The organism is Mesorhizobium sp. M7A.F.Ca.US.006.01.1.1 (assembly GCF_003997935.1).
In the GTDB taxonomy this organism is placed as follows: Bacteria; Pseudomonadota; Alphaproteobacteria; order Rhizobiales; family Rhizobiaceae; genus Mesorhizobium.
Map to the genome: position 1 here is coordinate 1 of NZ_RZQL01000084.1, position 25,439 is coordinate 25,439.

Genomic DNA, 25,439 nt, shown 5'->3' on the forward strand with positions numbered 1-25,439 from the left:
GCCCGGGGTGGATTGCAGCGGCCGCGTGGCGAGCCAAAGCCGCCGTCACAATCGCCTAAGCGACTCTTTTCGTGGACAGAAGTGCGCTCATGGGCAGCCGAAGCGGCCTGAAAGGATGTCGGCAGCAAGCAATATGTCGGAATTAAGCCTATGATATTGTTTGCGAAAATTCACCCAACGTGATTTGCGGAGGGAGCGCTTTCCGTTCCAGTTTCAGGCCGTCCGGTGCTGTCGTTTCCCAAGGCGGCGGTCCGGAAAAGTGAAACAGCACGGAGTGCTTACCAATGAAGAAGACCCTCGCAACCACCGCTGCTCTGCTCGCCTTCCTCGGCACCGCCTATGCCGCGACCGTTCAGGGCACCATCCAGGCCGTCGACCCGACGACCAAGTCGATCACCCTCGACGACGGCAAGATCTACCAGCTGTCGCCGGAGGCGACGATCGGGAAACTGAAGGTCGGCGCCAAGGTAGCGGTGACCGTCGATGACAAGACCGGCATCGTGACGTCGATCAAGAAGGCTTCGTAAGGCGAGGGCATCGTGCGTCGGCAGACCTGCTGACGCAATTTCAGACCCTGTTCCATTCTGGCCGGTCCCCCGGGGACCGGCCATTTTCGTGCCCTTCACCGCCAGGCAAAACGCCGTCCCGACGGCGCCGCTATGGTTTTTGCCAAAGAGCCGCGCTATCCCTTGGCCAGCGGGGGATAGTCATGGCCGACGAGCAAAAAGGGTTTCGCCTGTCGCGGCGATTGCTGCTGGGTGCGGCTGTCGTCGGCGGCGCGGTGCTGTGGGGCGGCAACACGGTGGCGCGGCTGGCGCGCGGACCTTCGGGACCGAAGAACGCAGGACGGATAGCCGATATAGACGGCTTCGCGCTGCCTCTGAAGCCGCTGGACAATGCGCCGGCCTTCGATGCGTCGCTGCCCTGGTCGGCAAAAGGCGGTGACATCAACGATGCCAGCGGCCTGTCGAGGACGCCGGTCTACGGCGTGGTCGAGGTCAGCGAGGACGAGCACATCGCCAAGGCCCTGGCCTTCGCGCGTGCCAACGGCCTGAAAGTCTCGCTGGCAGCCATCCGCCATTCGATGGGCGGGCATGCCTTCGACGACAACGCGCTGGTGCTCGACCTCAGAAAGTTCAACAAGGTCACCGTCGATGCGGCGGCCAAGACCATGACCTTGCAGCCGGGCGCGTGCTGGCACGACATCCAGAACCTTCTGCATCCGCACTTTGCGGTAAAGGCGATGCAGTCGACCGACATCTTCTCGGTCGGCGGTTCGCTGTCGGTCAATGCGCACGGCATGGACCACCAGGCGGGTTCGGTGGCGGGCTCGATCCGCTCGATGCGGGTGATGCTGGCCGACGGTTCGGTGACCACCTGCTCGCCCACCGAGAACATCGATCTGTTCCGCCACGTGGTCGGCGGCTACGGCCTGTTCGGCGTGGTGCTGGAGGCGACGCTCGATATCGTCGACAACGCCGTCTACCGCACCTCGCGCGAAATCATCAAATCGGACGATTTTCCGAAATTCTTCGCCGAGGTGCTGGAGCCGAACAAGGAGATCGGCCTGTTCTACGGCCATCTGTCGACGGCGCCCGGCAATTTCCTCGAGGACATGATCGTCTACCGTTACGACAAGGTGGCCGAGCAGCCGCCGTTGGATCAGCCTGAGATCGGCGAGCCGGGATCGGTCGGGCTGAAGCGGGTGATCATCAACCTGGCAAAATGGGGCAGCCTGTTCCAGGAACTGAAATGGTTCACCGAAAAGACGCTGGAGCCGAAATTCGAAAGCTGCACGGTGGCGCGCACCTCGGCTCTTGCCCAGGGCGAGGCCTGTCTCGTCACCCGCAACAACCCGATGCACGATTCGGTGCCCTATCTCTTCAACGATCAGATGGAAGAGACCGACATCCTGCACGAATATTTTATTCCACGTGCCGCCTATGTCGAATTCATCGCGGAAGCGCGCGAGATCCTGCGCAACCAGACGCTGCCGGTGCTCAATGCTTCGGTGCGCATCGTCCACAAGGAGGATGTGGCGCTGACCTACGCGCCGGAGCCGGCCTATTCGCTGGTGCTCTACATCAACCAGCCGACCGATGCCGACGGCAATGCCAGGATGCGGGCGCTGACGCGGGCGCTGATCGACGTGACGATCAAGCATGGCGGGCGCTTCTTCCTGCCTTACCAGCTGCATTATACGGCCAGGGAATTGCTGGCCTCCTATCCCGAACTGCCGGCCTTCCTGGCGGCGAAGCGGCAGTATGACCCTACGGAACTGTTTTCCTCGACCTTCTACCGTGCCATCAAGGCGCTGAGCGGGGTGGCATAGACGTTAGGAGACTTCATGCGCAAGGTATCAGCCGCGGCACTCATCCTCATCGCGCTGTGCGCTGGCCCTGCCGGAGCCGAGGATCTCAAGGCCTTCAAGCTGACCATCGACGGTGTGACGGTCGATATCGATCCCGGCGAGAGCGCTGATGTGACGTTGCCCGGCGGCAAGCGGAGCAAGGTGGCGCTCGAGCGCAACGATTTCGCCACTTTTTCCGGCAGCGACTTTTCCTTCGTCCATCCCAGCGGCATTTCGGTGACCAAGACCGATCTCGGCGAGAATATCACGCAGTATCTGATGGCGTCGGCTCTCGGCACGATCGTCGTCGTGCAGGAATATGGCAAGATGAATCCGGTGTCGCTCAACCAGCTGATGCTGCAGGAGATGACCAGGGAATCGGTGCAGGCCGGCGCCAAGCTGACGCAGGAGCCGACGACGCGCAAACTTGCCGACGGCAAGGAATTGACCGGGATCCGCGCCGAGGTGAAGACACGCACCGACACCGCCGATTTCGAGATCGTCGGCTTCGGCCTGGCCGATCAGGGGCTGCTGTTCATCACCCGAATTGCCGGCGAGGATGCAGCGGCCGAAAAGCCGCTTGTCGACAAGTTCTGGCAGAGCCTGAAAGTCAAGTTGCAGCGGGACTAGGGCCGTGTCTCAGTTTGGATTGGGAATCCATACTTTTGCGTAACGGCGGCCCCAGTTATTCTGAAGGCGCTGGGGTTGGAGATCTTACAGCATGGCGAAGCTCATTTTCAGAATGAACCAGTCGCTCGACGGCTATGTCGACCACCAGAAAATGCCGTCGGGCCCGACGATCTTTCGTCACTGGATAGAGCAAGTGCGCAATTTGAGCGGCAGTGTGTACGGTCGCGGCATGTACGAGGTCATGCGTTATTGGGACGAAGACCATCCTGAGTGGAGCGCGGAGGCGCACGAATTCGCGGCGGCGTGGCGGAGCCAACCGAAGTGGGTTGTGTCGCGCTCTCTGAAGTCGGTCGGTCCCAACGCCACACTTGTCGGGGACGACGTTGAGGCGGTGATCCGTGGGTTGAAGGCCGAGCTCGTCGGGGAGATTTCAGTTTCTGGACCAGGCCTGGCACGAAGCCTGACCGACCTTGGTCTTGTCGATGCGTACCAACTTTACCTCCATCCGTTCGTGCTTGGTCATGGCAAGCCATTCTTCGCCGGCCCCCGGCCGCCGCTTCGCTTTGTGGCCAGCGATTTGATTGGCGACGACGTGATCAGGTTGACCTATGTGCCTGCCTGATCACGCGGTCGTCAAACCGAGACGCCAGCGGGCCTACAGCCCTTTCGGCATCAATCCGGCCAGCCAGTTCACGGAGCGTTTCGCGGCGTCGGCGGTCGCCGAGGCGGCGCGGCCGAGATCGGTCTTGACCACGGCGTAGCCGTTCCTGGTGCGATAGAGCACACCGGTTCCGCCATCGACCACCTGTTCATAGGCGACGGGCCGGGCGGCGTCGGCTTCCATGGCCGTCGTCGGCGAACCGACCGAGACGCTCGGCCGGTGGCTCAGTTCCGGCGGCAATGGGCTTTCGGTTCTGACGACCCGGCTGGCGGGCTTCAGTTCCGGGCGCGACGCAGTCGCGGCCAGTTGCGAGGAGGACGACGAACCCTTTGCGCGGCAGATGCCGGAGACGAGCGGATAGTTGAAATTGCGCTCGTGCAGCATCTGGCTCTTCATCGCGGCTTCGCACTCGGCCACGGTCGACCATTTGGCCGGCGTCTCGCCGATATATTCGCAAAGCTTGGCGTCGCAGTCACAGCCGACAATGGTCATGGCGACAAGGGCGGTCTTGATCACGGTCTTGTCCCTTCGAGATGCCCCCCGGCAGCCCATTCATTTCTTCCCATTCCTTCGCGCGCGAAGAAGGCGGGATTTGGCCGCGATTGTGGAATGGGCGTGGCGGAGCGCTCGAAATGCATAATCCTGGCCGGGCGTGGCCGAAAGGCCTCAGTAATCGTAGACGTGTTCAAGCCGGGCGCCGGCCTTGATCAGCGCCGGCAGCACGAGATGCAGCTTGCGCACGGCAACAGTCAACCCGGTGCGGCGCGTCGACGGGTTGGCCGGCAGCGGATAGCTGAACAGGATGCGCATGCCTTCGGGAACGGCGATCGTATCGGTGGAGAGCACGGTGACCATGATCTCGTCATTGCCGCCGATCTCGACGAAGGAGACGCCCTTGTCGATCAGGCGCGGGATCATTTCGGTGAAGACCTGATAGCGCCTGGTGACGAAGATGGTGCCATCGGTTCCTAGGTCGCGCTCCAGCAAGGTGTCGGGTTCGTTGCGGGTGGCTTCGCCGACGGGTCCCTTGGCCCAGACATGGATGTCGAGCAAGGCGGGGTCCGTCGTAGCCGCGAGTGCCTTTTTGATCAGGTCGGCATAGCCCTGCTTGATGGTGTCGGCGAGGCCGAAAGCGAGCTTGCGTTCGCTGGTGCGGATGGAGCTGTCGCCCGGCGCCGGCTGCACGGCAAACAGGCCGGCGCGCTTGTCGGCATAGGGGAACTGATACCACGGCACCTGGTCGAGGAAAGCGGCATAGTCGGCCGCCACGTTGGCCTGATAGATGTCGGCGGCTGTGCGCTTGGCCGTCGTCGCCTCGGTGATGCGGCCGACCGTGTTCTCATAGGCCCACTGCAGGATGTGCTCGATCGAGTGGCTGGTGCCGATGATGACCAGCATCTGGTGGTTGGCGTAGTTGAATTTGTAGGGAGAGCTGGCGCGGATCACCATCGCGTAGTCCTGCCAGAAACGGCCGACATAGGACCAGTAGGGGAAGCCGCTCGGTTGGTCCTTGTCGACGAAGCCGGCATATTCGCGCGCGGCGTAGACGATCGCCCATTCCGGATAGGTCAGGAACGTCGATTCTTCCGGCCGCTGGTAGCCTGGAATCTCGGCGCGAACCTTGTCGGCCAGCGCCTTGGGCGGTGCACCGTCGGCAATGCCGGGCAACGGCGTCTTGTCGAGTGACGGCGTCGTCAGGAAGCCGTAGGCCAGCCCGACGATCGGGATCAGGATGACGATGACGACCAGCCAAAGGATCGTCTTGATGATGCGCTTCAGCCAGCGGAACAGGAACATGGCCGGTCAGGCCGTGGCGAAGTGGTCGTAAATGCGCTTCGACAGCCAGAAGCCGACATAGACGGCGAAGCCGCCAATGACGAGGTGCGGCAGGTTTGCGAAGAAGCGGGCGGGGAATTCGATGTCGTTGAGGGAGCGGAAACCGTTGATGAAGATGCCGGCATCGAGGCAGCCGGAGCCGGTGATCAGCCCGAGCGCGCCGTCGAACAGGTAGACCGAACCGAACAGCTTGAAATAGAACACCGCCTGGCGATGCGAGATGAAGGCGGCGGCCAGCGCCCAGACGCCGGAGAAGGCGTGCAGCAGGTCGTCGTACCATTGCAGCGAGAACAGCCCGAACAGATTGCCGTTGGCGTCGTTGAAGGCCGGTATGTAGCCGATGGCGACGACGCCGAAGAACAGGAAAGCATAGGCAACGGCAAGCTTTTGGATCAGCGTCATGAAGTATCCCCCTTCTACGAGTCCGCTTTGCAACAGACTCTGACGACGCAGCGATACTAACCGATTTTAGCGCGTGGAGAAGCAGCGCTCGCAAGATCGCCGCCAAAGGGCATCGGGGGGCCAAAAAGACAGTCGGCGCCGGGATTTCTCCCAGCGCCTCCCTGTCAGATCAGGACACGGTCGCGGCAGCAACTTCCGTAAAGTCGTCGCGCCTTGCCAGCCTTGATTTTGACGGTCCTGCCAGTCCGCCGCCCGAGAGCAGCGTCCGTTCGGGACCACGCCGGTCTCCACCCTTGCGAGCTTTGCCCTGCGCACCATCGAAGGTTTTTGCCGTCCTTCATGGCAGCATCGGTCCGCCGTTGGCGTTGGCACGCTTTCCGCGGCCCCGTAGGTCTCGGCTCCGTCCCTCGAAACAGGCAAGCCTGCTCTCGCTTCGGGCCGTACGGGCCTCAGGAAATCCGCCTTTCACTTCGCCTTTCGGCTTGATGATCGGTAGCCGCCTGAGATGGGTTTAATGTACGCCGGGTAAGGGTCCTGGGGAATGGCCGCTGCCCTGTGGATAGCGGGATTACCGGGGATCGTTAGCCACAAATCGGGGAATTCGAGCGCCGCCTGCTTTAGACAGCCCGCCCGCTTTTTTGCGTACGAGCCGACAGCGCCCCTTGCTCCGCCGGTGGTCGCGGGCTTCAATGCCGGCAAAGGATCGGACCTGCATGTCCGGCGCCGGGGAGGCGGGTATTTTGAAAGTCGGAGTGGTTCTCAACCCGATTGCCGGTGGCGGCCGGCTGAAACGGCATTGGCCTGATGTCGCCGTGTCGCTGAAAAAGCACTTCGGCGAATTCGAGCTGCGCGAAACGCAGGCCGAAGGCGACGCCGAAAGGCTGGCAATCGATCTCGCAATGATTGGCTTCGATCTGGTGATTGCGGCCGGCGGTGACGGCACCGCCAGCGAAGTGGCCGACGGGCTGTTGCAGGCGACCCAGGAGAGCGGCCGGATCACCGAGCTCGGCCTGTTGCCGTGCGGCACCGGCATCGATTTCGCGCGCGGGCTCGGCCTGCCGAAAGAGGTGGACGCCGTGCTGAAGCGGCTGGCCGAAGCCAAGGGTCGCAAGGTCGATGCCGGGCGCATCTGCTACATCGACGATCATGGCGCGCTGGCCAGCCGGCACTTCATCAACATCGCCAGCCTCGGCCTCTCCGGCGCCACCGACCGCGCCGTCAATGCCGACAAGCGCAAGGGCAGGATGTCGGCCAAGGCGCTGTTCCTGTGGCGCACCGTGGTCGAGTTCATCCGCTACCGCTTTCAGGACGTCAGGATCACGGTCGACGACGGCGCGCCCGTCGAAGCGCGCATGGCGCTGGTGGCGGTGGCCAATGGAAAGTTCTTCGGCGGCGGCATGATGATCGCGCCGGACGCCGACCTGACCGACGGGCAGTTCGACATCGTCATCCTGCGCGCGGCCGGTAAGCTGAAGCTGATCTGGGACATCCGGCTGCTCTATGGCGGCCGGCATCGCAATCATCCTGCGATCACCATCCTGCGCGGCCGGAAAGTGGTGGTCGAACCGCTCGGCGATTTAGAGAAAAACGGCGCGCTGGTCGACATAGACGGCGAGTCGCCGGGACGCATACCCGCGACCTTCGAGATCCTGCCGGGTGCGTTGACGCTCAGATATTGAATCAAGGCGTTGCCCGGTGCGGTTGGGTTGGAGCATCCCACAACTTCGTCATCCACGGGCGGAGCAGGAGCGAAGCTCCGTCGCGGAGACCCGAGGATCCATGCCGTGGCCTTAGTCGAAGAATGAAGCGGAGCAGAATTCCGCACCGCTGCTGCGCTTTGAAGTCGCGGCATGGATCCTGGGGTCTGCGCTGCGTCGCTGCGCTCCTTGCTCCGCCCCAGGATGACGACGGAACCTGTTAAGGCAAGTGACTCGACATGTTGCAGTTCTGATTCAGGTTATTGCCGACATCCCTGAGAATACTTCCTCAGTGCGTTGATTCAAAATGATAATTCGTACCTGGTCAAAGCTCCAGCCTGGCCGGAAAGCCAGGCGCGCGCAGGTCGGTGCCGACGGCATCTTCCAACAGTTTGACGATCTGGGTCGACCAGGCGCCGCCGCCATAGTTGGCCTTGCCTTGCTCGAAAATCGCGTTGACGCGCGATGCCAGCTCAAGCGGCACGCCGGACTGTTCGCCCATGGCGAGCGCGAAGCCGAGGTCCTTCAGCGCCAGGTCCATGGTGAAGCCGATGTCGTAGGAGCCGTTGAGAATGAGCTGGCTTTCGGTCTCGTGGACGAAGCTGTTGCCGGAGGAGGCTGATATGGCGTGGTAGGATTGGGCGAGGTCGAGCCCGCCCTGCTTGGCCAGCATCAGCGCTTCGCCGGCAGCGACGAGATGGATGAAAGCCAGCATGTTGGTGATCACCTTGATCACCGCCGCCGAGCCGACCGGCCCCATCAAGAACGATTTCGCGCACATCGCTTCAATCGCCGGGCGGTGACGTTCATAGAGTGCGGCGTCGCCACCGACCAGCGCGGTGATTTTCCCGGCCGCCGCCAGATGCACGCCACCTGTGACCGGGCATTCCAGCGTCTCGACGCCCCTGGCCGAGGCGAGGGCGGCGAGGCGGAGAATCTCGTCGCGGCCGTTGGTCGACATCTCGATCCAGGTGCCGCCTGCGGGCAGGCCCTCCAGCAGACCATCGGCGCCCGCCAGCACCGCTTCGCTGACCTTCGGAGAGGGCAGGCAGGAGATGGCGTTGCCGGCCCGGGCTGCGGCCTCGGCGGGGCTGCTCGCCGCGGTGGCGCCGAGCGCCACCAGTCGTTCGACGGCGGCGGGATCGCTGTCGAAGACGGTGACGGCAAAGCCGTTACGGACCAGGCTGGCGGCAAGGTTGCCGCCGAGATGGCCAAGGCCGATGAAGGCGTAGCTTTGCCGGTCGCTCATGACGTGTCCTCGGCTAATGTGCGGTCCGGCAAGTGCGCGCCAAAGGCCCCCCATCCGACCGCTTCGCGGCCACCTTCTCCCTGCTGGGGAGAAGAGGCAAGCTCGGCGCCGATAGTCTCCTCTCCCCTCGGGGGTCCGAAGGACGGGCGAGACACGCGGCTCGCCCCGGGCCGGTCAGCCGAGCAAAGCGGAGGCTGGGTGAGGGGGCTTCTGCGGGCAGTATTGCCAAGAAGTCTTCACGCCTCACGGCATCAGCGGCGTCTGCATCATCTGCAAATGCAGCTCCTTGCCCGTATAGGGGTGCGCGTCGCAGACGGCTTCGTTGAGCTCGACGCCGAGGCCGGGCTCCTTTGAGGGGATGACTTTGCCGTCCTGCCACTCGATCTTCTTCTTCAAGAGCGTTGCGTGGAAACCGTCCCACTGCTTCAGCGATTCCAGGATGAGGAAGTTGGGCAGCGTCACCGCGAGCTGGATGTTGGCGGCGCCGACGATCGGGCCACAATAGCAGTGCGGCGCGATCTGGATGTGGTAGGCCTCGGCCATGGCGGCGATCTTCTTGGTCTCGAGGATGCCGCCGGAGCGGCCGAGGTCCGGCTGCAGGATGGTCGCGGCGCGGTTCTCGATGACGCGGGCGAACTCGAACTTGGTCGTCAGCCGTTCGCCGGTGGCGATCGGGATCGAGGTCGCGCGGGCCACTTGCGCCATCACCTCCGGCATGTCGGGCGGCACCGGCTCCTCGAACCACAAGGGATCATAGGGTTCGATGGCGCGCGCCATGCGCAGCGCGCCGGACGCTGTGAACTGGCCGTGCGTGCCGAACAGGATGTCGGCGCGGGTGCCGACCGCCTCGCGGATTGCCTTGATCATGCGGGTGGACAGGTCGATATCGGCAAGGCGCGGCTGATGGCCGTCGAAGGCGGTGTAGGGGCCGGCCGGGTCGAGCTTGACGGCATTGAAACCCTGCTCGACATATTCGAGCGCGCAGGCAGCGGCGAGATCGGGGTTGTTGTAGACGTTCTTGCCGTGCGCATCCTCGGAATGGACGCTGCCGGTGTGCGGGTAGAGATAGGTGTAGGAGCGCAGCGTCTCGTGCACCTGGCCGCCGAGCAATTTGTAGACCGGCTTGTCGGCTTCCTTGCCGATAATGTCCCAGCAGGCCATTTCCAGCGCCGAGAAGCAGCCCATGCCGGACACATCGGGGCGCTGGGTGAAGCCGGACGAATAGGCGCGGCGGAAGAAGTTCTCGATGTCGTGCGGATCGCGGCCGACGAGATAGCGCTCGGCCATGTCCTCGACCATCCTGGCGGTAACATGGGCGGAGAAGGTGGCGTTGTAGGCCTCGCCATAGCCGACGACGCCGCCATCGGTGGTCAGCTTGACGAAGATGAAATACTTGCCGCCGATGCCGGGCGGCGGATTGCCGACAACCCAGGTCTTGACGTCGGTGATCTTCATTTTTGGTCCTCCAGAACCAGTTCGGCGCCCTTCCAACCGGTCATGATCGAGGCGGCGTTGGTGTTGCCGGTGATGTTGTCGGGAAAGATCGAGGCATCGATGACGCGCAAACCTTCGAGACCATGCACCCTGAGACGCGGATCGACGACGGCGCGCGCGGGATCGGGGCCCATGCGGCAGGTCGAGACCGGGTGATAGACGGTGCCCGAGCGCTTCCTGAAATCCTGAATCAGGTCTGCATCGGAAGTGATTGACGGGCCTGGCAAAACCTCTTCGGCGATGATCTCGGCCATGGCAGGCATCGAGGCGATCTTGCGCACGAATTTCACCGCCGCCAGCATCTCCTCGACATCGGCATTGGTGGAGTAGGCATTGGCCGTTATCTTGGGGTAGTCGCGTGGGTTGGCCGAGCGGATCATGATCTCTCCACGGCTCGACGGCCGGCAATTGGACAGGCCGATGGAAAAGCCCGGCCATGGATCCGGCGTCAGGATCGGGCGCTCGCCGCTCTTTGGAATGACGGTCGAGAATGCCTGGAAATAGAGCTGCATGTTGGGCCGCGTCGCCGCCGGGTCGGTGCGGAAGAAGCCGCCGGCATTGTTCATCGACAGCGACAGCGGGCCGGAGCGGGTCAGGATATACCGCATGCCGACCAGCAGCTTGCCCCACCAGGGACGCAGCGTCTGGTTGAGCGTCGGCAGCTTGCCCTTGAAGGTATAGTTGATGCCGACATGGTCCTGCAGATGCGCGCCGACATTTTCGTTGGCGTGGACGACGGGAATGCCAAGCCCCTGGAGCAGCGACGAAGGACCGACGCCCGACAGCTGCAGCAATTGCGGCGAGTTGACCGAACCGCCTGACAGGATGACTTCGCGGGCGGCGCGCGCCGTCTTCGTCTCGCCGTTCTGCTGGTATTCGACGCCGATGGCGCGCTTGCCCTCGAACAGCACCCTGGTCGCCAGCGCCTTCATTTCGACGCGGACATTTGCACGCTTCATCGCCGGGCGCAGGAAGGCGCGCGCGGCCGACATGCGGCGGCCGTTGCGGGTCGAGATCTGGTAGACGCCGACGCCTTCCTGCGCAGCGCCGTTGAAATCCGGGTTAAGCGGCAGGCCGGCCTGCTGGCCGGCGGCCAGATAGCGCCTGGTCAGCGGATGGACGGCGTTTGAACAGTCCGTGACGTGCAACGGGCCGCCCGTGCCGCGCCATTGGTCTGCGCCGGCCTGGTTGTCCTCGAGCGCCTTGAAGGCGGGCAACAGGTCGTCATAGCCCCAGCCGGGATTGCCGGCGGCTGCCCAGGCATCGAAATCCTCGCGCGCGCCCCTGATCCAGACCATGGCGTTGATCGAACTCGAACCGCCGAGCAGCTTGCCGCGCGGCCAGTGATCGGAATTGCCGGCGAGGCCCGGGTCCGGCTCGGCCTTGTAGTTCCAGTTGACGTCGGGATCGAAGAAGGTCTTGCCGTAGCCGAGCGGCATCTGCACGTAGAAGCGGCGGTCGCTGCCGCCGGCTTCCAGCACCAGCACCGAGAAGCGTCCCGAGGCCGAGAGTTTTTCGGCCAGGACCGAGCCGGCCGAGCCGGAGCCGACGATGATGAAATCATAGGTCTGCATGATGATGCGGGCGGCTCCGGAAAATTGGCTGCAGCCTAGACGCGACGGCATTCCGAAGTCGCCGCGCCATCCGGCATCAGTTGTGAAAAAAGCGACCGCCGAACTGGCCGGGTTTGCGGGGATACCCGACAATCGCGCTTGATATCTACCTTCTCGACAGCCTATGCGATGGCATTATCTTGGCGCATGATTTTCTCCGAAAAGTCTGCAACTTTTCGGGATCATGCTCTGGCCACTCTGCGGAAGGCAGGAAATCATATGCGAACCCTCCCTGACGCGTTCATTCCCGAACTGCCGGGCCACTACAGCGGCAAGGTCCGCGAAAACTACGATCTGGCGGATGGCAGGCGCATCATCATCGCCACCGACCGGCTCAGTGCCTTCGACACCATCCTGACCTCGATCCCGTTCAAGGGCGAGATCCTGACGCAGACGGCGCGCTACTGGTTCGAGGAGACCGCCGACATCTGCCCGAACCATGTTCTCGAATACCCCGACCCGAACGTCGTCGTCGGCACAAGGCTCGACATCCTGCCGGTCGAGATTGTCGTGCGCGGCTATTTGGCGGGCACCACCAGCACCTCGGTCCTGACGCGCTACAAGCGCGGTGACCGCGACATGTACGGCATCCGCCTGGCGGATGGCCTGCGCGACAATGAAAGACTGGCGGAGCCGATCATCACACCGACCAGCAAGGCCGCGCATGGCGGCCATGACGAGCCTCTGTCCAAAGCCGAGATCCTCGAACAGGGCCTGCTTACGCCAGCGCAGTGGGACACCGTATCGGACTATGCGCTGCGGCTGTTCGCCCGCGGCCAGCAGCGCGCCGCTGAACGCGGCCTCATCCTCGCCGACACGAAGTACGAATTCGGTACCGACAAGGATGGGACCATCATTCTTGCCGATGAAATCCACACCCCGGACAGCAGCCGGTACTGGATCGCATCGAGTTACGAACAGGCGCTCGCCAGCGGCAGCCGGCCGGAGAGTTTCGACAAGGATTTCATCCGCTCATGGGTCTCGGCGCGGTGCGATCCCTATAGCGACCCGATTCCAGAGATACCCGACGAGATCGTCGAACAGGCCTCGCGGGTTTACGCGCAGGCTTATGAGGCGATCACGGGTAAAGCGTTTATGCCCGACCTATCCGGTCGCACGGTGCTGGACCGCATCCGAGCTAACCTCGCAGGTTATTTTTGAGAGGTGCGCCTCTCAGCCAACGCCTTGTCTTACGCCGCGCAGTCGACCCCCACTCCGTCGAGCTTCGCTCGCCACCTCTCCCCCGTTCGACGGGGTAGAGGAAGGGCGCGAGCTTGGCCGGGCTGGTGCCTTCCTCTCCCTCCGGAGGGGTGAGAGGTGGCGCTGCGAAGCAGCGACGGAGTGGGGGAAGCCCCCTCCAAAACCCGAAGCCGCTGAAAATCAGGCACAACCGGGGAATGCCAGGGTTAGCCTATGGCCCATGGAGGCCAGGAAACAGCAGCTGCGGCGCGTTGACCTGGTTCTGCAGCGGCGATACGGATCGACGATCGTCACCTCACAAGGATTTCTCGCATGGTGCACTACGCTGAAGGACGGCCGCTTGGCGATCTGACTCTGCGCACCCTGGCCATGCCTTCGGATGCCAATGCGGCCGGCGACATTTTCGGCGGCTGGGTGATGGCGCAGATGGATCTGGCCTGCGGCATCCGCGCCGCCGAGCGCGCGAAGGGCCGCGTGGTGACGGCGGCGGTGAAAGAGATGTCCTTCGCCAAGCCGATGAAGATCGGCGACACGCTGTGCATCTACACCCATGTCGAGCGCGTCGGCCGCACTTCGATGACGCTCAAGGTCGAGGCGTGGGCGCAGCGCTACCTCTCCGACCTGATGGAGAAGGTCACCCATGCCGATTTCGTCATGGTGGCGCTGGATGGCGAGGGCAAGCCGAAAGCGGTTCCCGCCGAAGGCTGACGCAAGCCGTTTCTCCCAGGCTTGGTCATTTGTAACAGGGCCCGTGCGGGAGGCGCTTTTCGCGACATCCAACGGTTGCCTCCATGCCCGATCCTGCTGCAATCGGAGGAGTGACAATGCGTCAACATCTGCTGAACGGTTGGCTGGTGGCAGCCCTGGTCGCGACGACCTGCCTGCTCGGCGTGACCGCTTACGCGGAGGTGAAGGAAGATATCTCGCGCAGTGCCTGCACGCATGGGGAACAGGCTCCCGGCGAGCGGGGCGCACGGTGTGATACCTGTGCCGCCGCGCGATGCGATAGCAGCACATCAGGAGTCTGAGCGGCGGCCGTCAGCGGACGGCATGAGCGGCAATCCGCCAGCCAAACGGCGCGTGCATCCGGGCAACGATCCGCGCAGCCGAGATAGAATTTTCCGATCAGGCAAGCCGGATGTTGCGTGCGGGTCTGAATCCCTTGCAGCGCAAGGGTTTCAGACGCGGGCGTCGTCGAATTTTTCGCGCGCCGCCTTGACGCGCATGGTGTTCGCGCGCGCCCATTCGCTCAATGCGCTGACGGGGATTAGCAGCTCGTGGCCGAGCTCGGTCAGCTCATAATCGACGCGCGGCGGAATGGTTGGAAACACGGTGCGGGTGACGAAGCCGTCACGCTCCAGCCCGCGCAAGGTGGTGGTCAGCATCTTCTGCGAGATGCCGCCGACGGCAGCACGCAATTCGTTGAAACGCAGCGGTCCGTCGCCCAGCTTGCCGACGACCAGAACGGTCCATTTGTCGCCGACGCGCTGCAGGATTTCCGAGATGGCGCGGCAGTCTTCGGAGCGGTGTGGGTGCCTCGGTAACAAAAAAGTGCCTTCTTGTGCATCGCGTTTCCAGTATCTCATATAGCGCAGGTATCCAAATGATACCAGTACTTCGCGCAAGGAGAGCCCTTATGTCCAAACCCAAAATTGCCATCGTCGTCGGATCGACGCGCGCCGCTCGTTTCGCCGATGTGCCAACCCAGTGGATCGCCAAGATCGCCAAGTCGCATGCCGACATCGATGTCGAGATCGTCGACCTGCGCGACTTCCCGCTGCCGTTCTTCGACGAGGTCGCATCCTCCGCCTGGGCGCCGTCGCAGAACGAAGTGGCACAGCGCTGGCAGAAGAAGGTCGCCGAATTCGACGGCTTCATCTTCACCGCCGCCGAATACAATCACGGCCCGACGGCCGTGCTGAAGAACGCCATCGACTACGCCGCCAACGAATGGAACAAGAAGCCGGCCGGCTTCGTCGGTTATGGCAGCGTCGGCGGCTCGCGTGCCGTCGAACAGCTTAGACTGTATGCCGTCGAATTGCAGATGGCGCCGGTCAAGTCGGCCGTCCATATCGCCTGGGGCGATTTCCTCGCCGTCCGCCAGGGCGAAAAGAAGCTGGAAGACCTCGAGCATCTGAACCAGGCCGCCACGGCGCTGGTCAACGATGTTGCGTGGTGGGCCAAGGTGCTCAAGGCAGCGCGTCAGGCCGATGCCGTCGCCGAGGAAGTCAAGGCGGCCTGACCGCCGGTTCGAATTATCCTCCCAAGGATATGGGGCGGCGCTTGCGCCGCCCTTTTCAATTATAGCGGCTCGAATCGAAAGCTGGCGCCGGATCGGACGACGCGGCCGATGCCGGGCGAATCCAGATGCGCGCCGGCAACGAAACAATGTTCGTCGGCTGCAAGCGCCAGCAACCGCAACCGGCTTTCGCGCGCCTGGTCCTGATCGGCGTCGAATTCCCATGTCACCTCAGGTCGATCGAACTGAAGCGATGGGACGTGAACGGTGTCGCCCCAAATCAGAATGCGTTCGCCGCCGCCAGAAACACGAAAGCAGCTGTGTCCCGCTTCATGGCCATGGGCTTCGACAATGTCGACATGTGTCCCGATACGGTCTCCGGCTTCGAAGGGTTCCGCCATGCCGTGAAATCGTTCGAGCCGCGCTTCGGCGCGAAAAAAGCCGAGTTCTTCCCCGGGAACGAGCAAACGCGCCAGGCGCGGGAAAGCGTCCCGGCCGTCGGCAAGCACAAGACCATGGATGTGGTCGAGATGCGTGTGGGTGAAGCAGACGGTACGGACTCGTCCGGCATCGATGCCGGCTTCGTCCAGCGCCTCGGGAAGTCGGCCCATGGTGGGATGCCAGGCGTTCGCAGCGCCGGCATCGATCAGGATGATCCCGTTTCCATCGTCAATCGCGAAGGCATTGACGGAAAGCCTGAGTTGACCGCCAACCAACGTGACTTGTTGCGGCAATTCATCGCCAAATGGCTTGTCGCCGCGTTGCCGAAGCCGTCCGATCGGCATGTCGACATAGCCATCGCGCAAGGAGGTGATGCGCAAGTCACCAAGATTGTAGGTCTGATAAAGGCCGCCTGAAGCTATGCGGTGCATTTTTCCCGATCCGTCTGTAGACAATCGACAACATGCGACGGGCCAGCCGCGTCGGCAACCTGCCCCGTCAATTCGATCTATGCCACGTGTGCGTGCGTCGCCTGCCGTGGCCGGATAATGCAGTCGGCGAGACGGTCCGCCTCGTTCAACGCGTCGGCGTGGTGCTGATACCCTGATATCGCGATAGCCGCGGACACGACGCCAATCAGGGTTGGACTGCTACATCGACGGGACTGCCATCTGGTCGCGTCCTTTGCCCTGATATATCCGGCTGCAATCCGTCACATGAGTGAAGCCGTGAAGACATCCAGCCTGACCGGCGCCGTTTCCCCGATGATCCCGGTGCTCGTATGCGCGCTTGCGATCTTCCTGCTGTCCGGGATGGATGCAGCGATGAAGATCCTTGTCATCGCGGTGGGCGTCTACAACACCTTGCTGTGGCGCAGCACGGTCGCGACCGTGGTCGCGGGCGCGGCATGGTTGGCGGGACCGCGCTTAAAGCCAACCATTCCGGTGCTGAGGTTGCATGCGCTGCGTGCCGCGATTGTCGGCGTCGTGCTGATATCCTTCTTCTGGGGCTTGGCCAGGCTGCCGCTCGCGGAGGCGATCGGGCTCAGCTTCGTGGCGCCCCTGTTTGCCCTGTTTCTCGCCGCGCTGCTGCTGGGCGAACGGATCCGGCGCCAGGCTGTCTGGGCATCGTTGGCCGGCATCGCCGGCGTCGCCATCATCATGGCCGGCCAGTTCGGGCAGGCAGACTATTCGCAAGACGCCATGCTCGGCACGGCAGCGGTGCTCGTGTCGACGGTGTTCTACGGCTACAATCTGATCCTCGCCCGGCAACAGGCGCAGTTGGCCAAGCCGATCGAGATCATGCTGTTCCAGAACCTTTGCGTTGCCATTCTGCTCGGCCTCGCGGCACCCTGGCTCGCCGTCGCCCTGCCGAGCAATCTGTGGCTTCCTTTGGCTGGGGTGACGGTGCTGTCGCTCGCCGGGCAATTCCTGATGAGCTGGTCCTACGCCCGCGCCGAAGCGCAATATCTGATCCCGACGGAATACTCGGCCTTCATCTGGGCGGTCGCTCTTGGCTGGTTCTTCTTCGGCGAGGAGGCGACCTGGACCACCTTGACCGGAGCGTGCCTGATCGTTGCCGGCTGCCTGATCGCCGCGCGGGCCAATCCCAAGCTTGCCGAGCCCATCGAAGTGGCGGTCTAGGGAGCGGCACTATGTGAGGCTGGGATCACGCCGGCGCGTCACTTGGGAAGACCGGCCTTGCGAAAACCATCGACGAAATGCTCGAGCGTAGCGGCGTCGCGGAATGGCTCGGTCGTCGCCCAGTGATGGGTTGTGAAATGCGGGCTGCCGACGAGGAACAGTTCAGCCTCCGCGCGCGCCTCGTCGAACCGGCCGAGTTGGGCCAGGCTTGCCGCCAGGAAACGGCGTGAGCTTGTGCGATAGGTCTCGTCACGGCGCAACGTCTCGATAGCGGCTTGGTAGTCGCGCGCCGCATATTGCGCCTGGCCGAGCGTCAGATAGTACCAGCTCGCCGGAAACGGGTTCAGCCGGAACGCCTTGCCGATGTGCTCGAGGCCCTCTTCGACCCGTCCGGCCAGGACCGCGATGTCGGACAATGCCGCCCAGGTGTCGGCCTCGTTCGGGTCGAGCTCGATCGCCTTGGCGAATTCCGCATCCGCTTCAGTGAAGCTGCGCTCATAAGCAAGCAGGTAAGCCAGGATCCAGTGACAGCCGGCATCGTTGGGATCGATCGCCACGGCCTTGCGCGCCAGCTCCAGGGCAACGCTGCGGGCAGCCTCGGTTGGTCCGCCCCAATGCACCTGTCCCATCCAGTGGTTCATGGCAAGCCAGCGATAGGGCTCGGCATAATCAGGATCGAGCGACACCGCGCGCGTCAGCATCAGATGCGCTTCCTGCGCCATCTGCGGCGAGTCGTCGATCAGCTTGCGCGCCCGCACGCAGAGGTCATAGGCCTCCAGATTTCGCGGCCGATTGCGCGGTGGCGGCGCGCGCAGCCGGCCAAGCAGCGCTTCCACGATCTTGGCCGTCACCTCGTCTTGAACGGCAAAGATATCCTCCAGGCCGCGATCGAAGCGTTCCGCCCACAGATGATCGCCGCTCACCGCATCGACCAGCTGCGCGTTGATGCGCACGCGCCCCGCGGCACGTCTTGCGCTGCCCTCCAACAGGTAGCGCACGCCAAGGTCCCCGGCGATCTCGCGCACGTCCATCGCTTTTCCCTTGTAGGCAAAGGTCGAGTTGCGGGCGATGACGAACAGGCCGGAGATCCTGGACAGGTCGGTGATCAGGTCTTCCGTCAACCCATCCACGAAGGAATCCTGCTCGGGATCGTTGCTGAAATTGACGAAGGGCAGCACGGCTATCGATGGTTTGTCGGGCAGCGGCAAGGGTTTTCGCCTGGCCTCGCCCAGCTGTTCGACGGCGCCTGCGAAACGGTAGCCGACGCGCGGAACGGTGGATATCCATTCGCCGTTCTCGCCGACAGGACCAAGCAGCTTGCGCAGCTGCGCGATCTGGACGGTGAGATTGCCTTCCTCGACGGCCGTGCCCGGCCACGCCGCGTCCATCAGCTCGGCCTTCCCCAAGATTTCGCCAGGCCGCCCGACGAGTGCCGCAAGCAAACTTAGCCCACGGTAGCCAACGGCAACGGGGACATCGTTCCGGAGCAGCGTTCCCGCACCCGGATCAAGCACAAACGGACCAAAGGCAAAACGCGATCCCTGCATAGGCGCATCTATAGAGCAATTCCAGGAAAAGTGTGAAGCGGTTTTCTGTTCGGAATTGCGTCAAAACAAAGGGTTAGAGTAGTTTTCCGGTTCCGTGAACCGGTGAACTGCTCTAGCTCGTTTGGAAGTTTTGAGAACTATTTGGGAGGGCTTAATTACGGCGCCGTCCGTATCGCGCAGAATTCAACCTCATCGAGAGCCCCAGGCCCTCAAACCATATGGAGGTTGCCATGACCAATACACTTGCATCAGCCCGGCGTTGTGCAGCGCGGCCGGGAACGCCCGGGCGGCCGGCATCGCGCCGGCTCCTGAAGACCCTGCGAAGCATCATCGCGAGCTGGCACGATCGGACCTGGCGCGAGCGCATACGCTTTCGCTGGCAGCTCAGGCAGATGTCGAAGGACAATCCGCATCTGATCGACGATATCGGCCTGACGATACAGCAGGTCGAGGGAGAGATCGCCAAGTCCTTCTGGGAACGATAGAGCGAATACCGCAATCGCGTCGGGCGTCAGCGCACCGCCTCGCGATGGGCGCCGGCCAGGCGGGTGGCGATCAGCTTGTCGATGCGGCGGCCGTCGAGATCGACCACCTCGAAGCGCCAGCCCTGCGCGTCGACGCATTCGCCGGTCGCCGGCAGATGATGCATGTGCGACAGCACATAACCGGCGACGGTTTCGTAATCGCGGTTTTCCGGCAGGTCGATGCCGAGAATGTCGGCCATCTCGTCGGCCTGCATGTAGCCGGCGAGCAGCCACGAGCCGTCCTCGCGTTTGACCGCGTTTTCCTCATCGCCGGCGTCGGTGTCCGCGCGGAACACGCCGGTGATGGCTTCCAGAATGTCGGCCGGGGTGACGATGCCTTCGAAATGGCCGTATTCGTCATGCACCAGCGCCATCGGCACGTCGGATTCCTTTAGCTTCTGCAGCACATCCAGCGCGTCGGCCTGGTCGTAGACGATAGGGGCTGCGCGCACATGCCTGCGCGGGTCGAGCACGCGGCCGGCAAGCAGTGCGGCCAGCACGTCACGCGTCTGGACGACGCCGACCATGACGTCGACGCCGCCGTCGCCAGCCGGCAGGCGCGAATGCTGGGTTTCCATGAGCAGCTTGCGGATGGCCGCCTCGTCGGATTGCAGATTGATCCAGTCGACTTCGGTGCGCGGCGTCATCACCGCGCGCACGGCGCGGTCGCCAAGCCGCATGACGCCGGCGATCATGCGCCGCTCGTCGGATTCGATGGTGCCGTGATGCTCGGCCTCGGCGACCAGCATCTTGATCTCTTCGTCGGTGACCTTCTCCTCGCTTTCGCCCCGCTGGCCGAGCAGCCACAATATGGCGCGGCCGGAGAAGTCGAGCAGGAAGACCAGCGGCGCCGAGACGGTGGCGAGGATGGTCATTGCCGGAGCGACCCTGGCGGCGACCCGCTCGGGGTCACGCAGAGCGATCTGCTTGGGCACCAGCTCACCGACGATCAGCGAGAAATAGGTGATGATGGCAACGACGATGCCGACGCCCAGCGGATCGGCAACGGTCTCGCGGAGGCCGGTGGAGGCCAGGAACTGCGCCAGCCGCTCGCCGAGCGTGGCGCCGGAAAAGGCGCCGGAGAGGACGCCGACCAGGGTGATGCCGATCTGCACCGAGGAGAGGAACTTGCCGGGATTTGAGCCAAGATCAAGGGCGCGGCCGGCGCCATTGATGCCGCGGTCGATCATCGCTTTCAGCCTGGCCGGGCGCGACGAGACGATGGCGAGCTCGGACATCGACAAAAGGCCGTTCACGCAGATGAGGACGACCACGATAGCGATTTCGACGTATAACATGAGCGGTCAATAGCATTGCGGCGCGGTCTTCGAAAATAGTCCGGCGTGATTTTTGAGAAATGACCGGTATTTCGGTCACGCGGCATCCCAGGGCGGCGCCGAAAAATGTTCGACGAGGGCGTCGACGACAACCCGCACCTTTGGCGTGAGCGCGCGCGTCACCGGCCAGACGGCATGCACGACGATGTTCTCGACCAGGCAGTCCGACAGCACCATTTCGAGATCGCCGCTCTTGAGGCTGTCGGCGGCCAGCCATGTCGGCAGGAAGGCGATGCCGCAGCCGGCGAGCGCTGCATCCAGCATCGGTTCGCCATGACCGAGAACGAGCCGCGCCTTGGGCACGAAGGTTGTGAGATGGCCGTCGGAATGCCTGATCACCCAGGGACGGACGATGCCCTCGCGACCGTAGCCAATGACGCTGTGATCGGCGAGATCCTCGACCGATTGCGGCCGGCCATGCCTGTCGAGATAGTCGGGAGCCGCGCATATGGCCGAGCGCTGGGCGTAGAGGCGCCTGGCCGCAAGCGACAGGCTGTCGTCGAGTTCGCCCATGCGGACCGCCAGGTCGATGCCCTCCTCGATCAGGTCGACGCGGCGGTCATTGAAGGAGACCTCCACCGTCAGGTCCGGAAATTTCCTCGAAATCTCGAACAGCACGGCGGCGACGCAGCGTCGGCCGAAGGCCAGCGGCACGTCGATCCGAAGCCGGCCAGACGGGACCTGCCGGCGCGAGGCGAGCAGCGACTGTGCGGCTTCGATCTCGGCCAGGGCCCGGATGCAGGCTTCATAGTAGCTGACGCCTTCGCTGGTCGGGCTGAGGCTGCGGGTGGTGCGGTTCAGCAAGCGAACGCCGAGCCTCTGCTCCAGTTGCGCGATCGATTTGCCGATCGCCGACTTCGTCACATGCAGCCGCTCGCCGGCGCTGGTGAAGCTGCCGGCCTCCACCGCCTGAACAAACGCGACGATGCCTTGCAGGTCGGCCGTTTCCATGGTGATTTCCTATTGTCGACTTTTAGTCCGCAATCAGTCTAAAATTATACCGCACGGAAGCACTATTTTCTATAGTCGAAAAGCATAAATGTCTCGCCTGGTATCACTCACGGAGCGCGAGACGACATGAGCACCCAAATCAACAGATCCTGGCAGATGAGCGGTTTTGGCCTGTCGAGGCTAAGCCAGGTGCAAGGCAAGGTTCCCGAGCCAGGGCCGCACGATTTGCTGGTGCGGACCAAGGCCGTATCGCTCAACTACAAGGACAAGATGGTCGTAGACGGCGTGCTGATCCCCGACCTTGCCTTTCCCTTCGTGCCGACATCCGATGCCGTGGGTGAGGTGGTGGCCGTCGGCAGTGCGGTCAGCCGCTTTCAGGTCGGGCAGCGCGTGCTCGGCCAGGTGATCGCCGATTGGCCGGATGGCGACGCGCCGCCGGTGCTGCATAAGCACACGCTGGGGTCGTCGCTGTCGGGCATGCTTTCCGATCATGTCATCTTCGGCGAGGACGCCGCGGTGCTGGCGCCGCCGTCGCTCGGCGATATCGAGGCCGCGACATTGCCGATCGCGGCGCTGACGGCCTGGTTCGCCATGGCCGAAGCGACCAGACCGGTGCCGGGCCAGACCATTCTGATCCAGGGCACCGGCGGCGTGTCGCTGTTTGCGCTGCAGTTCGCCACCGCGTTCGGCCTGCGCGCCATCGTCACCTCAAGCAGCGATGAAAAGCTTGAGCGGGCGAGAAAGCTTGGCGCCTGGCAAGGGATCAACTACCGCACGCAACCGGCCTGGGACGAGGCCGCGCGTGAGGTGACGAACGGACTGGGCGTGAACCACGTGCTGGAAATGGTCGGCGGCGACAATGCACGGCGATCGCTGAACGCGCTGGCCGCCGACGGCCGGCTGTCGATCATCGGCCTGCTGGGCGCGATGGAGCTCAGCTTCCCGATCATGCCCTTCATGCGCAACCGCATCACCGTGCAGGGTTTGTCGGTCGGCCATCGCCGCGCCTTCGAGCGTATGAATCAGGCGATCGAGGCGCTGGCGATCAAGCCGGTCATCGACAAGATCTTTGGCTTCGATGAGGTGCCGCAGGCCTTGCAGCATCTGGAGAAAGGGCCGTTCGGCAAGATCGTGATCACCACGACCTGACTGTTGCGATGTGTCATGGCAGCTGCTTCAACACGCCGACAATTGCCTCGCCGTCCGTGAAATAGGGATCGCCGCCGCCATTGCGTCCCGTACTGGTGGCGCCGACGCCCGATATGTCGCTGGTCGAGATCAGCGTGCCGGCGGTGGCCAGGTCGCGCATCAGGAAATCGCGCGCAGCGTCGATGTCGGGGCCGATGTGGTGGGTGACGGCGCCGGTATCGTGGCTGAGGCCGACGCCGCGATCGAAGCTGGCTGAGCCCAGCCACAGCGGCCGGCCGTCATCGCCGGCGGCATCGGTCTGCCAGAAGCGGACATGATGCCGGCGGTCGGCGCTGAAGCCCTCCGGCTTTTCGAAGGCGAGATCCTGGGCGCGGCCATCGAACAGCAGCCTGCTGACCGGCGCGTCGGGATAGGGGTGGTCGAACAGCACGCTTTCACCGATCTCGATCGCGGTCTTCAGGGTGACGGCGTCGGCGGTGTCCCAGCCGGCGACGGCAAAGGCGTGGACTACTTCCTTCTGCGTGCCGACAAGGCCGACATTGATCGGGTCGCCCGGAATGCCTTGCGGCGTGTGCGTCAGCATCTCGAAGCGCCGCGTGCGAAAACCTCGATCATGGAATGTCCAGAATTCAGGTGCCGCGACATAGGCGAGCGCCAGATAGGCGGCCAGCAAGGCTGCTACCCAGATCGTAATGCGTCGTCGAATGCTGCGATGGCTCATGAATGCCGCTCAAACGTTCCGGCATCACTTTAGGCGGTTTCGCGGCACTCCGCCAAAGGGTACCGCCGTTGATCTAACGGCAGGCGCGATAACCGTTCTTGCGGTTCTTGATGTCGAAATGGAAATGGTTGCGGTGGTCGTAGTTGTAGCCGGGGCCGAGCACGGTGGTGAAATACTGGCAGCCGTCGGCGCGCACATTGTTGAGGAAGCCGCGGGTGCGGAAGGCGAACAGGCCGGGCTTGCGTACGTCGATGTCGTCGCCATTGTTGAGCTCGATGCTCATGACGTCGAGCGCATTGCCCTTGCCGTGCTCGGACAGGACGCCTTCGCCGGCAATCCTGCGGCAGGAATAGCTGGAGCCCTGGTGGATGGTCTTGACGCCGGAGAAATAACGCCAGCGGGCGGAGGGGACGAGCTCGTTCTTCGTCCAGCCGGCGAAGGTGGCAGCCATGTCGCAGGTCAGGGTCGCTGCGGGTTTCATCTGGATGTTGCCGATGGCCGAAACCTTGACCGGATAATCGATGCCGCATTGGCCTTCATGGATCGGCGCCAGGTCGGTGTAGGCGACATCGAGGCGCTTCAATTGCTGCCGGCAGTCGGTTTCGCTGGCCGGCATCTGCTCGACGGGCGACATCGGTTCGTCCATGCGCGGATAAGCGGCCTGCGTCATGTATGGATTGGAAGGAACAAGCTTCTGCATGCCGGCATATTGCGGCACGGCAGCCGTCTGCGCGCCGACGTCGACGGCCGGCTGCAGCGACAGCACACTGCCGGTGTTGCAGGCGGAAAGCGCCGCCAGCGCCAGGCCGGCGGTCAGCATTGCTGCATATTTTGACTGGCGCGCGGTGGCGAAAAACACGGCCCGAAGTTTGCCGGCCATTGGCGGAATCCTGTTGATGGATATCCGGCATTTTAACGATCAAGGGTAAAGGAAAACTCAGCGTCCGCGTTCATGCCTGCGGCCGAATTGCGGCAGGCGGCCTGGATCAGCCACGCTCACGGGCAGAACGTGCCGCCATGCCGGCGCTGTTCGAGATCGAGATGGAAATGCAGGGAATGATCGGCGTCGGCGCCTGGGCCGAGCACGGTCTTGAAGGGTCCGCAGGCGGCCTTGCGCACGGCATTGAGGAATTTAGCGTCTTTCTCGGGCGGCGCCGGGCCGACCTCGATCTTCTTGCTGTCCGACAGAGTGAAGCTGGCGATGTCGAGCGCGTTGCCGAACGCGTGTTCCGACAATTTCCGGGTGCCGTGGCGGGGCCTGCAGACAAAAGCCGATGCCTGGCCGATCGATTTCAGGTCCGCACCGAATTCGGCTTTCGCCGCCGGCTGGATGACATCGGCGGCAAAACGCGCCGTTGCCTCGGCCATCTTGCAGTTGAGCTCGGTTCCGGGGGCAATCGCGATCGACTTTCCAAGGGTCTTCAGCACGACGGGGTAGGGGATCGAGCAGCCGATTTCGGGCTGGCTTTCCGCCTTGTGTTCTTCGAATTCGACGCCGAGCGTCTTCAGCCGTTCGCGGCAGGCGACTTCCTCGGCCGGCATTTTTTCATCGGGCAGGTCGGCCGAGCGCGGATCGGGCAGCATCTTCTTGTCATCTGCATCGGCCGGCTTTTGTGGTGGCTGCGGGGCAACGGTTGGCGGCTGAGCCTCGGGCTCCGCGACGTCGGGTTTTGGTGTCGGCGTTGGCGCGACCGCGGGCGGCTCCCGCTCGCTTTCCGTATCGGTTGAGGGTTCGGGAGCCGACGGCTCGGGAAG

The 25,439-nt window shown here is 63.4% G+C and carries 26 protein-coding genes; 12 read left to right on the forward strand and 14 right to left on the reverse strand.

Annotated elements, in window-relative coordinates:
- The first annotated feature begins 284 nt into the window (after positions 1-284).
- The 4 genes from EN943_RS16375 (at position 285) to EN943_RS16390 (ending at position 3,602) form a co-directional block, all read left to right on the forward strand.
- Entirely contained in the window at positions 285-527 is a 243-nt protein-coding gene (locus EN943_RS16375; RefSeq protein ID WP_013530037.1) for a DUF1344 domain-containing protein, read from the forward strand.
- 182 nt (positions 528-709) lie between these two features.
- Positions 710-2,332 (forward strand): FAD-binding oxidoreductase, encoded by a 1,623-nt coding sequence (locus tag EN943_RS16380; RefSeq protein WP_127413522.1) that lies wholly within the window; start codon positions 710-712, stop codon positions 2,330-2,332.
- Between the two features lie 15 nt (positions 2,333-2,347).
- The gene (locus EN943_RS16385) at positions 2,348-2,980 is read left to right on the forward strand and encodes a hypothetical protein (RefSeq protein WP_127413524.1); all 633 of its coding nucleotides are present in this window, start codon (positions 2,348-2,350) and stop codon (positions 2,978-2,980) included.
- A 91-nt stretch (positions 2,981-3,071) separates the two neighbouring features.
- Complete coding sequence (locus EN943_RS16390; protein WP_127413526.1) at positions 3,072-3,602, forward strand: dihydrofolate reductase family protein; 531 nt, start codon at positions 3,072-3,074, stop codon at positions 3,600-3,602.
- Positions 3,603-3,635: 33 nt separating this feature from the next.
- On the opposite strand, the gene EN943_RS16395 is transcribed toward EN943_RS16390, so the two are convergent.
- The 3 genes from EN943_RS16395 to EN943_RS16405 form a co-directional block, all read right to left on the reverse strand.
- Positions 3,636-4,157, reverse strand: coding sequence for a hypothetical protein (locus EN943_RS16395; protein WP_127413528.1), 522 nt, complete (start codon positions 4,155-4,157; stop codon positions 3,636-3,638).
- 150 nt (positions 4,158-4,307) lie between these two features.
- The gene (locus EN943_RS16400; protein WP_127413530.1) at positions 4,308-5,438 is read right to left on the reverse strand and encodes a hypothetical protein; all 1,131 of its coding nucleotides are present in this window, start codon (positions 5,436-5,438) and stop codon (positions 4,308-4,310) included.
- Positions 5,439-5,444: 6 nt separating this feature from the next.
- Positions 5,445-5,879, reverse strand: coding sequence for a hypothetical protein (locus EN943_RS16405; RefSeq protein ID WP_127413532.1), 435 nt, complete (start codon positions 5,877-5,879; stop codon positions 5,445-5,447).
- Between the two features lie 740 nt (positions 5,880-6,619).
- On the opposite strand from EN943_RS16405, the gene EN943_RS16410 reads away from it, so the two are divergent.
- Positions 6,620-7,558 carry a diacylglycerol kinase family protein gene (locus tag EN943_RS16410; RefSeq protein WP_127413557.1) on the forward strand — a complete coding sequence of 313 codons (939 nt, stop codon included), beginning with the start codon at positions 6,620-6,622 and terminating at the stop codon, positions 7,556-7,558.
- Between the two features lie 343 nt (positions 7,559-7,901).
- Here EN943_RS16410 and EN943_RS16415 read toward each other — a convergent pair whose 3' ends face one another.
- The 3 genes from EN943_RS16415 to EN943_RS16425 form a co-directional block, all read right to left on the reverse strand.
- Positions 7,902-8,825 (reverse strand): NAD(P)-dependent oxidoreductase, encoded by a 924-nt coding sequence (locus EN943_RS16415; protein ID WP_127413533.1) that lies wholly within the window; start codon positions 8,823-8,825, stop codon positions 7,902-7,904.
- 243 nt (positions 8,826-9,068) lie between these two features.
- Complete coding sequence (locus tag EN943_RS16420; protein WP_127413535.1) at positions 9,069-10,280, reverse strand: mandelate racemase/muconate lactonizing enzyme family protein; 1,212 nt, start codon at positions 10,278-10,280, stop codon at positions 9,069-9,071.
- The gene (locus tag EN943_RS16425; protein ID WP_127413559.1) at positions 10,277-11,893 is read right to left on the reverse strand and encodes a GMC family oxidoreductase N-terminal domain-containing protein; all 1,617 of its coding nucleotides are present in this window, start codon (positions 11,891-11,893) and stop codon (positions 10,277-10,279) included. The genes EN943_RS16420 and EN943_RS16425 overlap by 4 nt, the downstream gene beginning before the upstream one ends.
- A 258-nt stretch (positions 11,894-12,151) precedes the next feature.
- On the opposite strand from EN943_RS16425, the gene EN943_RS16430 reads away from it, so the two are divergent.
- The 3 genes from EN943_RS16430 (at position 12,152) to EN943_RS16440 (ending at position 14,160) form a co-directional block, all read left to right on the forward strand.
- Positions 12,152-13,093 (forward strand): phosphoribosylaminoimidazolesuccinocarboxamide synthase, encoded by a 942-nt coding sequence (locus tag EN943_RS16430; RefSeq protein ID WP_127413537.1) that lies wholly within the window; start codon positions 12,152-12,154, stop codon positions 13,091-13,093.
- A gap of 351 nt (positions 13,094-13,444) precedes the next feature.
- The gene (locus EN943_RS16435) at positions 13,445-13,840 is read left to right on the forward strand and encodes a hotdog domain-containing protein (protein ID WP_013530049.1); all 396 of its coding nucleotides are present in this window, start codon (positions 13,445-13,447) and stop codon (positions 13,838-13,840) included.
- A gap of 116 nt (positions 13,841-13,956) precedes the next feature.
- A complete protein-coding gene (locus EN943_RS16440) occupies positions 13,957-14,160 on the forward strand; it encodes a hypothetical protein (RefSeq protein ID WP_127413539.1) in 204 nt (67 codons plus the stop codon).
- Between the two features lie 150 nt (positions 14,161-14,310).
- Here EN943_RS16440 and EN943_RS16445 read toward each other — a convergent pair whose 3' ends face one another.
- Positions 14,311-14,679: a helix-turn-helix domain-containing protein gene (locus EN943_RS16445; RefSeq protein ID WP_164748987.1), complete on the reverse strand. Its 369-nt coding sequence runs from the start codon at positions 14,677-14,679 to the stop codon at positions 14,311-14,313.
- Positions 14,680-14,768: 89 nt separating this feature from the next.
- On the opposite strand from EN943_RS16445, the gene EN943_RS16450 reads away from it, so the two are divergent.
- Positions 14,769-15,374 (forward strand): NADPH-dependent FMN reductase, encoded by a 606-nt coding sequence (locus EN943_RS16450; RefSeq protein WP_023809763.1) that lies wholly within the window; start codon positions 14,769-14,771, stop codon positions 15,372-15,374.
- Positions 15,375-15,433: 59 nt separating this feature from the next.
- Here EN943_RS16450 and EN943_RS16455 read toward each other — a convergent pair whose 3' ends face one another.
- Positions 15,434-16,243: an MBL fold metallo-hydrolase gene (locus tag EN943_RS16455; protein ID WP_127413540.1), complete on the reverse strand. Its 810-nt coding sequence runs from the start codon at positions 16,241-16,243 to the stop codon at positions 15,434-15,436.
- A gap of 285 nt (positions 16,244-16,528) precedes the next feature.
- Here EN943_RS16455 and EN943_RS16465 point away from each other — a divergent pair, with 285 nt between their 5' ends.
- Positions 16,529-17,455: a DMT family transporter gene (locus tag EN943_RS16465; protein ID WP_127413542.1), complete on the forward strand. Its 927-nt coding sequence runs from the start codon at positions 16,529-16,531 to the stop codon at positions 17,453-17,455.
- A 38-nt stretch (positions 17,456-17,493) separates the two neighbouring features.
- On the opposite strand, the gene EN943_RS16470 is transcribed toward EN943_RS16465, so the two are convergent.
- Entirely contained in the window at positions 17,494-19,002 is a 1,509-nt protein-coding gene (locus EN943_RS16470) for a winged helix-turn-helix domain-containing tetratricopeptide repeat protein (RefSeq protein WP_127413544.1), read from the reverse strand.
- A 230-nt stretch (positions 19,003-19,232) separates the two neighbouring features.
- On the opposite strand from EN943_RS16470, the gene EN943_RS16475 reads away from it, so the two are divergent.
- Positions 19,233-19,487, forward strand: a complete 255-nt coding sequence (locus tag EN943_RS16475) for a DUF1127 domain-containing protein (protein ID WP_127413546.1) — start codon at positions 19,233-19,235, stop codon at positions 19,485-19,487.
- Between the two features lie 26 nt (positions 19,488-19,513).
- Here EN943_RS16475 and EN943_RS16480 read toward each other — a convergent pair whose 3' ends face one another.
- Both EN943_RS16480 and EN943_RS16485 read right to left on the reverse strand, forming a co-directional pair.
- Positions 19,514-20,824: a hemolysin family protein gene (locus EN943_RS16480; protein WP_127413547.1), complete on the reverse strand. Its 1,311-nt coding sequence runs from the start codon at positions 20,822-20,824 to the stop codon at positions 19,514-19,516.
- Positions 20,825-20,899: 75 nt separating this feature from the next.
- Entirely contained in the window at positions 20,900-21,814 is a 915-nt protein-coding gene (locus tag EN943_RS16485) for a LysR family transcriptional regulator (protein WP_127413549.1), read from the reverse strand.
- Between the two features lie 126 nt (positions 21,815-21,940).
- Between EN943_RS16485 and EN943_RS16490 the strand changes: the two genes are divergently transcribed.
- Positions 21,941-22,963, forward strand: coding sequence for an NAD(P)-dependent alcohol dehydrogenase (locus tag EN943_RS16490; RefSeq protein ID WP_127413551.1), 1,023 nt, complete (start codon positions 21,941-21,943; stop codon positions 22,961-22,963).
- A 13-nt stretch (positions 22,964-22,976) separates the two neighbouring features.
- Here the strand turns inward: EN943_RS16490 and EN943_RS16495 are convergent, their stop codons facing one another.
- The 3 genes from EN943_RS16495 to EN943_RS16505 all read right to left on the reverse strand — a co-directional run.
- A complete protein-coding gene (locus EN943_RS16495; protein ID WP_127413553.1) occupies positions 22,977-23,684 on the reverse strand; it encodes an LssY C-terminal domain-containing protein in 708 nt (235 codons plus the stop codon).
- 73 nt (positions 23,685-23,757) lie between these two features.
- Positions 23,758-24,564 (reverse strand): extensin family protein, encoded by an 807-nt coding sequence (locus EN943_RS16500; protein ID WP_127413555.1) that lies wholly within the window; start codon positions 24,562-24,564, stop codon positions 23,758-23,760.
- Between the two features lie 116 nt (positions 24,565-24,680).
- Positions 24,681-25,439, reverse strand: a 759-nt coding sequence (locus EN943_RS16505) for an extensin family protein (protein ID WP_206522770.1), incomplete at its 5' end; no start/stop codon positions are given.